General features: G+C 67.1%; 7 protein-coding genes. All 7 read right to left on the reverse strand.

All coding sequences use genetic code 11. From position 1 onward, the window contains the following. Positions 1 to 76 precede the first annotated feature (76 nt). From NX1_RS01260 to NX1_RS01290, 7 genes are read right to left on the reverse strand one after another with little or no spacing between them, the layout of a single operon-like run. Entirely contained in the window at positions 77 to 1,483 is a 1,407-nt protein-coding gene (locus NX1_RS01260) for an NAD(P)/FAD-dependent oxidoreductase (RefSeq protein WP_068052256.1), read from the reverse strand. Then, on the reverse strand, positions 1,480 to 2,340 hold the full coding sequence (locus tag NX1_RS01265; protein ID WP_068052260.1) for a class I SAM-dependent methyltransferase: 861 nt from the start codon (positions 2,338 to 2,340) through the stop codon (positions 1,480 to 1,482). The genes NX1_RS01260 and NX1_RS01265 overlap by 4 nt, the downstream gene beginning before the upstream one ends. Further along, a complete protein-coding gene (locus tag NX1_RS01270; protein ID WP_068052264.1) occupies positions 2,337 to 3,863 on the reverse strand; it encodes a flavin-containing monooxygenase in 1,527 nt (508 codons plus the stop codon). The genes NX1_RS01265 and NX1_RS01270 overlap by 4 nt, the downstream gene beginning before the upstream one ends. Further along, positions 3,860 to 4,426 (reverse strand): hypothetical protein, encoded by a 567-nt coding sequence (locus tag NX1_RS01275; RefSeq protein ID WP_157119470.1) that lies wholly within the window; start codon positions 4,424 to 4,426, stop codon positions 3,860 to 3,862. The genes NX1_RS01270 and NX1_RS01275 overlap by 4 nt, the downstream gene beginning before the upstream one ends. Further along, positions 4,423 to 4,653: a hypothetical protein gene (locus NX1_RS01280; RefSeq protein WP_068052270.1), complete on the reverse strand. Its 231-nt coding sequence runs from the start codon at positions 4,651 to 4,653 to the stop codon at positions 4,423 to 4,425. The genes NX1_RS01275 and NX1_RS01280 overlap by 4 nt, the downstream gene beginning before the upstream one ends. Then, complete coding sequence (locus tag NX1_RS01285; protein WP_068052273.1) at positions 4,650 to 5,564, reverse strand: metallophosphoesterase family protein; 915 nt, start codon at positions 5,562 to 5,564, stop codon at positions 4,650 to 4,652. The genes NX1_RS01280 and NX1_RS01285 overlap by 4 nt, the downstream gene beginning before the upstream one ends. Further along, positions 5,561 to 11,968, reverse strand: a complete 6,408-nt coding sequence (locus tag NX1_RS01290) for a type I polyketide synthase (protein ID WP_084500780.1) — start codon at positions 11,966 to 11,968, stop codon at positions 5,561 to 5,563. Before NX1_RS01290 ends, NX1_RS01285 begins: the two co-directional genes overlap by 4 nt. Positions 11,969 to 12,169: the final 201 nt, after the last annotated feature.

Consider the following 12,169-nt stretch of genomic DNA (forward strand, 5'->3'; position numbering starts at 1 on the left):
AGTGCTACCGCGAATTCCGAGAACGCCACCGCACACATCACGCACAGTGAAAGCGCTACCCACGCCATGCGCCGGATCATCCGACACGTCTCCCGGCCACGAATCCTCGTTCCCAGCCGGTCAACGGCGGCTCGGTCAACGGCGGCCGCCGTGGGCCGAGGACGGCTCCGGCGAGCACCACCGGATGCCCCATTGCCAGGGCCGGGCGCGCCAGGAACATCACATCCGATGCCACGCCGGCCACTGCGGGCCGCGACTCCGCGACGCGGAACACCCGCGCACCGTACCGGAACTTCCAGCGATCGAGTACGGTGCGGCCGGGACTTTCGGTATTGCGGAACGCGAGGTCCTGACTGGTCGCCATCTGCCACGGATCAGTCCCCGCCCGGACGATCGAGCGTTGCAACCGAGGCGCCGCACCGGCAGCCACACCCCTGCGCGCGAATTCCGCGACCAGCGTGCCGGCACAGCGCGTGGCAACCGAAAGTCCCTGACCGTATACCGGATTCAATGCCGTTACGGCATCACCGACGACCACGAATCCAGCGGGCCAGGACCGGACGCGGTCGAACCGGTATCGCCGATTACCCGTGCTGCGCGAGCGCATCGTCCCGGTCAACGGCTCGGCTGACGCAAGGATCTCGGCGACCAGCGGATCGGACACACCGCGCCGGGCGTAGTCGACGAATTCGTCGTCGTCGGCGGGCAGTTCGCGGCCGCGGGTGCCGCCAATGGCTACGATCCAGCGACCGCACTCGATCGGCAGCAGGATGGCATTGCCACCGGGCGTACCGGATCGGGATTCGGCCTGGATGAGCACTACGGGAAATCCCGATTCGGCACCAGGCGCAGCACGGAACACCCTGGTGGCATAGGCATGGCCGGAGTCGACGACCTCGGTAGGTGGTGCCGCGATTCCCAGCGCGTCCAGCCACCGACCGGCCTGCGATCCGCGACCGGTGGCATCGATCACCAGGTCGGCCTCGAGTTGCTCGGTCGTTCCGGCCGCCGCGTCGCGTACCCGCACACCGCGGACCGCGGTCGCGGAGCCCACCAGCCGCACCGGCTCGCACCCCTGGCGAACGGTGATGGCATCCGCCTCGACGACCATCGCACGCACCACACGGTCGAGCAGGGACCTGCTGCACGTGATCCCGAATCGGCCCGTGTCGTTGCGGGCCATCCAGCCGCCCGCGCCGGAGCGGAACAGCAAGTCGGTATTGACGCCGATGCGATGCGCGCCCGCCGCGAGGAGCCGGCCGGCGATTCCGGGCAGCAGCCGCTCGAGTCCGAGTACACCGCCGGGCGCGAGGAAGTGTGGATGCCGGGACTGCGGCAGACCACGGCGTGACTCCGAGCCCTGCGGGTATCGGTCCCGCTCGAGCACGATGACGGCGCCGGCGTGCGGGGCCGCCGCAGATGCCGCCAGCAAGCCCGCGAAGCCGCCGCCGAGCACGACCACCTGTGGTCTGGCCGGGCTCATGCGCTGCCCTCCCGCTCCCGTTGGGTCAGGCGTACCGCACCGCACCACAATTGGGAGCGATCCAGCTTCGGCCCGCGTTCCATGTCCGGCAACAGCGCCCATCCGCGCAACGCCAGGGGGGAACGCTTCCATCGGGCCGCGGCCCGGAACGTGGAGTGCGCCGCCTCGACCGACCATCCCTGATAGAAGCTCAAACTCGACGCGAAGGTCCAACGCGCCGAACCGAGGTCGCGCCCCATGGTCAGGTTGACCAGCCGCAGCATGGCGGGTGACCAGTGATCCTGCGCCCACCAGCGGACTTCCGGCCTGCGCAGGACGTTGCTCAGCATGCGGACCTGCGACGCCGTGAGATAAGGCAGCAGTCCTTCGGTGATCACGAGAACAGCGCGCGCGCCCTCGCACGCCTCGGCGAGGAATTCCGCGAGCGCGACCTCGTCGGTGACGTCGACGGCCCGGGCGACCCGCTCGCACCGCGCTCGCTGGTCGGCGAGCCGCGCGTCTTTATAGGTGATCAGCTCCGGCAGATCCGCTTCGTACCAGATCGTTTCGGCCGGGATGTCGAGCCGATAGGGGCGCGTGTCCAGGCCGGCGGCCAGATTGATCACCCGGTCGCAGCTCTGGCGCAGGGAGTCGAGAACGAGATCGTCGATCAGCCTGGTGCGCACTACGGTCGGCCAGTGGTTTCGCGCGCCGCGTGGCAGCATCTCCGATTGCCCTGGCGTCAAGCCCTGCGCGCCGACCAGCACCGACGCGAGTTCGTCGTGGAACAGCGCGTCCGGTCGAGCAGATTCCAGCGCCCGATAGACCGCCACCCAGCGCGCGGTGTCGGAGACATGGCCGATCGACGGCGAAGTCATGAAGCCTCCTGATATTCGCCGGTCCGTTCCCGGTCCGCACGCTTGGTGAACGTGTAGTCGGCCAGCGGGAATCTCCGCATGCGCCACCATGCTTCGACGCTGGTCGACGGCCGGAATAGCGGAACATCACCGAACTGGTCGAAGTAGAAGCTGCGGGCCTGCTCGCAGTTCGAGTTGTAGAAAATGGAAGTGGCCTGACGCGTGATCATCTCCTCGGTGAAGCGCGCATGGGATTCCGGCTTCACCTCGACCCGCGTGGCACCCCGTCGCCGCGCTTCGGAGATACACCGAAGCGCGTGCGCCACCGCGTTTTCGATGGTCACGAAGAAAGATCCCGTCATCGAATAGGGACCGTGCACGAGAAAGCCATTGGGGCAGGGCGGGACCGTGACACCCTCGTACGCGGCGTTGCGATTGCGGTCCAGATAGTCGCCGAGATCCACGCCGCCGCTACCGGTGATCGGGAACCGAGGCAGACTGGTGCGTTCGAAGACCTCGAAACCCGTCGCCAACACCAGGGTGTCGATCCGATGATGGCGACCGTCGCCGGTCGTGACGCCGGTGGCGGTGATCGCCACGATATCCTCGGAGACCAGGTCGACATTGTCACGCGCGAACGTCTTGTAGTACCGGTTGGACAGGGTCAAGAATTTGCACCCGAACCGATACCGCGGTGTAAGCCGCTCGCGGAGAGCGCGATCGGGCACCTGCGCCAGCAGGGTGAGCCGAGCGATCCACTCCAGCGCTGTCACCGCACTGGGCGCCTTGAACCGGAAGACGCCGTTGTAGAGCAGTTCCAGCCACACCAGTACGATCCAGCGCGGCACTCTCAGCATGCCGGGCACAAGCCGGAACAACCAGCGCAGGAACAACGGGATAGGGAAATCCGGTTTCGGGATCACCCAGATGGGTGTGCGTTGGAATACCGTCAGCCGTTCTGCGCGAGCAGCCGCCTCGGGGATGATCTGGACCGCCGACGACCCGGTTCCGATCACCCCGACCCGGCCTGCGAGCGACGCCGAGTGATCCCAGCGGGCACTGTGGATCACCGCGCCTGCGAAGGTATCCAGGCCCGGGATCTCGGGAAGCTTCGGTCGCCCTAGGGCACCGCAGGCATTGATGACGAATCGAGCGCGCAGCGGGCCCCGGCTGGTCTGCACATCCCAATGGTCGAGTTCGTCGTCGAATTGGATGCCGGTCACCTCGGCGCCGAACCGTAGATGCGGGCGCACACCGTACTTGTCCACGCATCTGTCCGCGTACGACTTCAGCTCGTGGCCCTTTGCGTATGCGTATCGCCAGTCCGGATTCGGCTCGAACGAAAAGCAGTATCCCCAGATCGGAATGTCCACGCCCACGCCAGGATAGGTGTTGTCGCGCCAGATGCCGCCGATGTCGTCGGCCTTGTCCAGCACGACGAAGTCGTGGATTCCCGCCTGCCTCAGGCGGATTGCCGCGCAGATGCCCGAGAACCCGGCGCCGATCACCACGACTTCGAAATCGCGCTCGCCCGCCGGCGTCATCGTCTCCTCCCCAACCTCCGGAGCAGGCTCCGGCGTGGCTGCCGGGTGTCCGATTCAGCGGCCGGTTGTTCCGCCGCCATGAAGAACTCCGTGACGAAGTCGACGAACAGGTCGGCCGTGTCGAAGTCCTTGCGCGCCAGCAGTTCTTCCATCACGTCGCGGATCAGTTCCGGTGCGGCGATCTCCGCCAGCCTGCCGACCACCGCGGGATTCATATAGGGCGCGGCGTCGGCGACCACCACGGGATCGATATTCGACAGCACCCCCAGCGACTTGTCGGTACGCCGGTCGAGCAATTCGCCGCCGATCGAGCGGCCCAGCAACCGAGGCGGCAGCACCCGAGTAGCGAACGGCACCGCCAGCCGCATCGGCACGCGCCGCCCCAGCGCCGAATAGCGCTGGTACTCAGCGGGATAGCGCGAGCGCAACGTGCTCACGACCCGCTCCTGCAACGCCGCCAGATGGTCGCCGCCCAGCATGCCCAGGTACTCGATGCGCTCGATAGGCACATGCAGCGCGGCGGCCAGCTTCGTCAACTGAATACTCGTCGCACGATCGGTCACCGCCGCCCCCTCAGCAGCACCGCGCGCACCACGGACCTGATGCCCCACGGCAGGCGGGCGATACTGTCGGCGAGCTCGGACTCGGCGAGGGCGCGGTCCCGCCCTGCAGCGCCGTTCAGGAGCGTCAGCAGGTCCGCGCACTGGGCTTCGGACAACAGGTAGAGCGCGGTCAGGCCATCGCCGAGCTCGTTTTCGAGCGTTCTCCGCGCGCTGATCGTCTCGGTCATCGTGGCGAAATTCCCTTTCGAGCCATACGCCAGGCATGACCGGCGACGCGTCGGCTCGTCGCGCCGACCGATCGCGACGAAGCGTCGGGGCCTGGCAGGATTTCCTTCAGCAGGGGGTCGGGGAGCCCTCGGCGGCGCCACTCCCGCGGGTAGCCGATGGACACTTCTTCGAACCGCACGCCGTCGAAGTGGTCGGTCTTACGAATGTGCAGGTGCCCGTAGACCACGCACCGCACGTTGTAGCGGCGATGCCAATCCGCGGTCAGCTCGGTGCCGCACCACATGGCGAACTCCGAGCGGAACAGCCGTTCGGTCGGTCGCCGGAGCAGCGGAAAGTGATTGACCAGCACCAATGGCACGGTCGGGTCCAGCGCGTCGAGCCGGGCGCGGGTGTAGTCCACCCGCTGCCGACACCATTCGTCCACCGAAGCGTACGGATCGCAGGCGAGCAATTCCTCGTCGGTGGCCACCGAGCCGGTCGCCACCGCACGCGCCAGACCCTCCTGCTTCGTTTGCGCGCCGCGCGGCAGGAAGCTGTAGTCGTAGAGCAGGAACAGCGGCGCCAGCACCGCGGGACCGCCCGCACCCTCCCATATCGGGTACGGGTCCTCCGGAGTGATCACATCGAGGTCCCGGCATTCGTCGATCAGGTGCCGGTACCGCCCCTCGCCGCGACGGCGGCGCGGATCTCGCGCGGTGGTCCACATCTCGTGGTTGCCGGGCGTCCAGATCACCTTCGCGAAGCGCGTGCGCAGCAGTCCGAGCGCCCAGCGGATCGCATCGGTCTTCTCGGCCACGTCACCGGCGACGATCAGCCAATCGTCCGGGGAGTCCGGGTGAATCCGCTCGACAACGTCCCGATTCCCCGGATGACCGACGTGCAGGTCGCTCACCGCGAGCAAGCGGCTCACGAAAACGCCTCGGTGGCAACGGAACCCCCTAGCCTCCGCACCGCCCCGGAGAGCCGGGTGATCAGTTCGTCGGGCACATCGCCGTCCACGTGAATCGCCGTCAGCCGCTCGAGCAGCATCTCCACCTCGGCGACGATCGGATCCGCGAGCTCCGCATCCTGCGGAGTCACCTGATCGAGCACATGGCGGGCCAGCAGGTTCACCGTCGGATACTGAAAGATGACCGAGTTCGCCAGCTTGACGCCCGTGAGCGCCCGCAGGTGTGCGCCGAGCTCGATGGAGCTGAGCGAATCGATACCCATCTCGGTGAACTCCCGATCCGCCTGGACCGCATCGGGAGACGAATAGCCAAGCACCATCGAGATCGGCGTCTCGAGCAGCTCTACGATCACCTCGTGCTGCTCGGATGGGCTCAGCCCGCTCAGCCGCTTGGCCAGCTGAGAGGAATCCCCCATCTGCTGCGTGGCACGCGGCCGGGTGTGCAGCAGCGCGCGGAAGAACGGTGGTAGTTCGGTCACCTGCGCGGCCACCCGCAGCAGCGACAGATCCATACCGACCGGCAGCGCATGCGGGCGGCCCGTGCGCAAGGCCGCGTCGAACAGTTCCAGCGCCTCCTGTGTCGGGATGGGCGTCACACCCATGCGGGTCAGGCGCGAACGGTCCTTCTCGTCCATGCCGCCGGTATTGGAGGTGTCCTCCGCCCACCAGCCCCACGCCATCGAAGTAGCGGGCAACCCGCGGTGGTACCGGTGCAGGGCCAGGCTGTCGAGAAAGACATTGGCCGCACCGTAGTTGGCCTGGCCGGCGCTACCGAATGTCCCCGCCGCCGAAGAGAACAGCACGAACATCGACAGATCCAGGTGCTGGGTCAGCTCGTGCAGATGCCAGGCGCCGTACGCCTTGGCGGGCAGCACCGCGTCCACATGGTCAGCCGTCAGCGCGGCGAACGTCGAGTCCGCCAGGGCGGCCGCGAGATGGACCACACCGCCGAGCGGATGCCGCGCGGGCAGGGAGTCGAGCACTGCCGCCAGCGCGTCCCGATCACCGGCGTCACACGCGGCGACCGTCACGCGAGCACCCATCGCCTCCAATTCCCGTACCAGAGCATCTATCCCGTCGGCACGCGGGCCGCTGCGGCTGGTCAGCAGCAGCTGCTTCGCACCGTAGGCGGAGACCAGATGCCTGGCGATGATCCCGCCGATCGTGCCGGTGCCGCCGGTGATCAAGACCGTCGATTCCGGATCGAAGGCAGACGGCCAGGTGAGCACCACCTTTCCGACGTGCTGGGCCTTGGACATCAGCCGCAGCGCGGCGGCGGCGTGCCGCACATCGAAACGGGTCAACGGCAGCGGGGCCAGGACACCATCGGCGAACAGCTCCGCCAACTCGGTGAGCAGTCCGCCCAGCAAATCTGGATCGAGTGCGCCCAACTCGAACGAGGAGTAGGCGACACCGTGCGCATCACGAACTTCCTTCGGATCGCGCACCACGTCACGAGCGATCTCTACGAATCGGCCCCCGGATCCCAGAAGACCCAGCGAGTCGTCGGTGAAGGCGTCCGGCAGCAGGTTCAGCACGATCCCGATGTCGTGGTGCGCGAATCGGGTGGCGAAGTCCGACGAGCGGGAGTCCGCCAGATGTTCCTCGACGAAGCCCATGCCGCGCAGATCATCCCGCTTGGCGCTGCCGGCGGTCGCGAGCACCTCCAGGCCGAGATGCCGGGACAAGTTCACCGCGGCCATGCCGACGCCACCGGTGGCGGCGTGCACGAGCACCCGCTCCCCCGCCCGTGCCCCCGCCACTTCGCGCAGGCCGTACAAGGCGGTCAGATAGGCGACCGGCGCCGCGGCGGCCTGAGCGAACGACCATGCCGCCGGAACCGTTGCCAGCAACCTGTGATCGGCCACCGAAGTAGCGGCGATCTCGTCGAACAGGCCGAACACCCGGTCTCCTGGCGCGAGGCCCGTCACGTCCGAAGCGACCGCGACGACGACACCGGCCGCCTCGTGCACCAACCGGGACGGCGTTCCTGACGACGCGGCCAGTGCGGTGAGCGTGACCGGGAAGGACAGACCGGCAGCACGCAGCGCGACCGAAACCGTTCCGGGTAGCAACGTGTCCGCGGCCGCGTCGTCATCGGCTTCCGACAACGTGACGTCGTCGAGGTTGCCCGACGGCGGGATCGCCAGCCGCCACGGTCCGCTCAGCCGGGCGCCGACGGTGGCCGCGGCTTCGAGGCCGGAACGCAATCGACGAGCGAAGAATTCGCCGGCGCGCAGCGCCAGCTCGGGTTCGTCGGTCTGCAGGACCGTGCTGAGCTGATCGAGGGTGATATCGGCCTCGTCGAGATCGATCTGCTGGATCCGGTCCTGGAACTCGGACTGGGCGCTGCGCACCAGCGCCGACACGGTCGCGCCTGCCAGGTCGGAAACCTCTTCGGAGATGTCGACCGCTTGCACTCGCCTGGTCAGCACGACCAGCTTCGTCTCGGCGAATCGTTCATCGGCGAACCAGGTTTGGAGCTGGCTCAGCGTTCGCACCAGTTCGTCGCGAACGGTGCCCGTCAGGTGCGCACCGGGTTCGGCGCCCGCGGATCCGGCAAGCCTCGGCAGCAGCACCACCTTGGGGACCTCCGCACCGGACGCGATCGCCGCGCCCAACGCGTCGATATCCGCGTAGGCGCTCAATTCCCCTTCGTCGCGCACCCCGAGCGGTTCCGCGCCGACAACGGCCCATTCACCCCGCCGCGCCGAATATCGGGCTCGCTGAGTGGGAAGGGCCAACCAGTCCACACCGAACAGCGATTCCTGGCGGCCCGATAAACCGCGGGTCGCGAGTTTGCCCATCGAGATCGAACGCACCTGCAAGGTGCCAACGGCGACCACGCGGCCGGTGTTGTCGGCCAGCACCCAGCGCAGACGGTCATCGCCGACCGGAGTCAGCCTGACCCGCAACGCTTTCGCGCCCACCGCACGCAGTTCGACCCGCTCCCAGGCGAAGGGCAGCCGGATCGCGCCCGCCTCCGAAGGCAGCAAAGCCGCGGCGGCGGCAGCGGATTGCATGGCGGCATCCAGCAACGCCGGATGCAGGCCGTATTTGTCCGCGTCGGCCACCGTCTCCGGTAACGCCACCTCGGCGAAGACATCCTCGCCGCGCTTCCACACCGCCTTCATCCCTTGGAAGACGGGGCCGTACTGGTAGCCAAGCGCAGCCAGGGTTCGGTACGCGGTCTCGGGCTCCATCCCAGGCTCCGCGCCAACCGGTGGCCACAGTTCGAGGCCCTGTCCTTCGATGTCATCGGTTTGGGCCGCAGCGGTCAGCAATCCGTCGGCGTGCAGGCTCCACTGGCTGGTACCCGGCAGCTCGTCCTTCACCTCCGGACGCGAATAGATCGCTATCTTGCGCCGCCCGCCCTTCTCCGGCTCGCCCACCACCAGTTGCAGGTGGATGGCGCCCTCCGTCGGCAGAGTGACCGGGGTGTACATGCTCAGCTTCTCGACCCGAGGGCAGCCGAGCGAGTCGCCGGCGTGCAGCGCGAGTTCCAGCAGCATGGCGCCGGGCACCAGCACATTGCCGTGCAGCGCGTGGTCGGCGAGCCAGGGCTGGCTGGTCACCGACAGCCGGGTGCTGAACTGGTACCGATCGGCGCCGGGCAACTCGGACACCGCACCGAGCAGCGGGTGGCCCGCGGCGACCAGACCCAACCCGCTCGGCTTCCCGCCACCGGTGTTGGCAACGCTCTCCAGCCAGTACTTCTGACGCTGGAAAGCGTAGGTGGGCAGGGTAACCGGCCGGGCGCCGCGGAACGGATAGATCTTCGACCAGTCCGGGGAGACGCCCTTGACGTGGGCCTCGGCCACCGAGATCAGGAACCGGTGCATACCGGCGTCTTCCCGCTGGAGCGAGCCGACGATGAGGCAGGAATCCGCGAAAGATCCAGCGGAGTCAAGTGATTCGTGCATCGCCGAAGTGAGCACCGGATGCACGCTCATCTCTATGAACGCGTCGAATCCCGACTGGAACGCCGCTTGGAAGCCCTGCTCGAAGTCGACCGGCTCGCGCAGATTACGGAACCAGTAGTCCGGACCCAGCTGCTCGGTCGGCAATACGTCGCCGGTGACCGTGGAGAAGAACACCACATCGGTGGCCATCGGCACGATCGGCGCGACGGCCGCCCGCAACTGCTCCCGCAGCGGGTCCAGATGGCACGTGTGGGCGGCGTAGTCCACCGGAATACGCTTGGCCCGTATGCCGTTGTCTTCGGCGAGCTCGACCATTCGGGTCACCGCCCCCGCCCCTCCGGCGACGACGGTGATCGTCGGGGAATTGATCGCGGCGATGTAGAGGTCGTCGAGGCCGTCCATGAGCTCGCGAACCCGGTCGGCCGAAGCGTTGATCGAGGCCATGCCACCGGAACCGGGCAGGGTGCGCAGCGGCTTGCTGCGCATGGTCACGATCCGCGCGGCGTCGGACAACGACAACGCGCCGGCCACGTACGCCGCCGCGACCTCGCCCTGCGAATGCCCGATCACGGCAGCAGGCTCGATGCCGTACGAACGCCACAGCGCGGCGAGCGAGACCATGGTGGCGAACAGCGCGGGCTGCACCACGTCGACGCGTTCGATCGACGGGGCGCCGTCCGCCTCGCGCAGTACCTCGGTCAGCGACCAGTCCACGAATTCGGCGAACGCGGCCTCACAGGTGCGGATCTGCTCCGCGAAGAAGGCCGACTCATCCATCAATTGCGCTGCCATACCCGCGAATTGCGCGCCTTGACCGGGAAAGACGAAGGCCACCTGTCGATCCGGCTGCGCCTGGCCCCTGATCGGTCCGACCGGTTTGCTTTCCGCTACCTCGGAAAGACCAGCGAGCAGATCGACTCGGTTGGTGCCGAGCAGCACAGCCCGGTGCTCGAATGTCGTCCGGCTGGTCGCCAAGGCACAACCCACATCACGCAGCGAGAATTCGGGATGCGCTCTGACATGGTCCGCCAGCCGGGCCGCCTGATCGGCGAGCGCCTCTGGCGTCTTGCCGGAGATCGGCCACACCGCCACGGGCGCAACGGTTTCCGAGGACGAGTCAGCGGACCGCTCGGCAGCCGGTGGCGCCTCTTCGAGGATGACGTGCGCGTTGGTACCGGCGATCCCGAACGACGAGACGCCTGCCCGCCGTGGATGGCCGTTGTCCGGCCATGGACCGATCTGCGTCACCAATTCGACCGCGCCGTGCGACCAATCCACCGCCGGTGTGGGTTCGCTGACGTTGACAGTGGATGGGAGTACGCCGTGCCGCATCGCCAGGACCGTCTTGATGACACCGGCCACACCAGCCGCCGCCTGAGTGTGGCCGAAGTTGCCCTTGATCGATCCCAGCTTCAACGGCTGTCCCGCGACGCGATCCCGACCATAGGTGTCGAACAAAGCCCGTAGTTCGATTGGATCGCCTACCGGAGTACCTGTCCCGTGTCCCTCCACGACATCGACGTCGGCAGCCGCAAGCCCGGCGCTGTCCAGCGCCGCACGAATCAGCTTGCGCTGCGCCACCTCGCTCGGCACGGTCAAGCCCTTCGTGGCGCCGTCCTGATTGACGGCCGCGCCTCGCATGACCGCCAGCACCCGATGTCCGTTCCGGCGTGCGTCGGAGAGCCGCTCCAGCACCAGCATTGCCACGCCCTCTGACATGCAGAATCCGTCGGCGTCGGCCGCAAAGGGCCTGCTGCGCCCCTCTTTCGAGATGGCACCGTGCTGGCCCAACGCGTAGAAGCCGGTGAGGGTGGACATGATCGAGACGCCACCGACCAGCGCGAGCGAGCATTCATCGGCCTGTAGCGCCTGACCGCCGAGGTGCATCGCCACCAGCGAGGACGAGCAGGCGGTGTCGATGCTCATCGTGGGGCCTTGCAACCCGAGGATGTAGGAGACGCGCCCGGACAGCACGCTCTGACTGACGCCCAACGAGATATATCCCGGGTCGAGGTCCTTCTGACCGGGAATCAAATAGGCGTAGTCACCGCCCATCGCACCGACGTAGACGCCAGTGTCCGTGTCGCGCAACGTCGTCGGGTCGATGCCCGCGTCCTCTACCGCCTGCCAGGTGGTCTCGAGCACCATCCGTTGCTGCGGATCCATCGCCCTGGCCTCGCGAGGACTGATCCCGAAGAACTCCGGGTCGAATTGCCCCGGCTCGTCGATGAATCCGCCCATCGGCGCCATAGCCGCCGCGACCTCGGGCGAGGCCATGTCCGCCAACTCGGTCATGGATCGATCCGACGGGAATTTGCTGGAGATGTGCTTTCCTTCAACCAGGAAGCGCCACAACGTTTCCGGCGAGTCGATCCCGCCAGGAAAACGGCAAGCCATTCCGACGATTGCGACAGCATCCGACGAGACGTCTTCGTTCACCACGAAATCCCCCCTTTCTCGACATGCACCGATGCATGTATATAGAACATGTTCTTATGATTGGCTGCCACAACATGGGCAGAGAAGTCGAGTTCGCATCAAGTACTCCCAATTGATGCGGTGATGGCCACCGTAACCCACACCATCTCCGCCTGCAACACGTTTCAGAACAGATCTTGATGTGACGATCGGTTACTTGCAACT

The sequence above is a fragment of the Nocardia xishanensis NBRC 101358 genome (assembly GCF_001613365.1).
GTDB classification, from domain to species: Bacteria; Actinomycetota; Actinomycetes; order Mycobacteriales; family Mycobacteriaceae; genus Nocardia; species Nocardia xishanensis.

Bases quoted from the DNA above. Each gene is read 5' to 3' on its own strand.
- NX1_RS01280 (WP_068052270.1), bottom strand. From the start codon at position 4,653: ATGACCGAGACGATCAGCGCGCGGAGAACGCTCGAAAACGAGCTCGGC.
- NX1_RS01265 (WP_068052260.1), bottom strand. From the start codon at position 2,340: ATGACTTCGCCGTCGATCGGCCATGTCTCCGACACCGCGCGCTGGGTG.
- NX1_RS01260 (WP_068052256.1), bottom strand. From the start codon at position 1,483: ATGAGCCCGGCCAGACCACAGGTGGTCGTGCTCGGCGGCGGCTTCGCG.
- NX1_RS01270 (WP_068052264.1), bottom strand. From the start codon at position 3,863: ATGACGCCGGCGGGCGAGCGCGATTTCGAAGTCGTGGTGATCGGCGCC.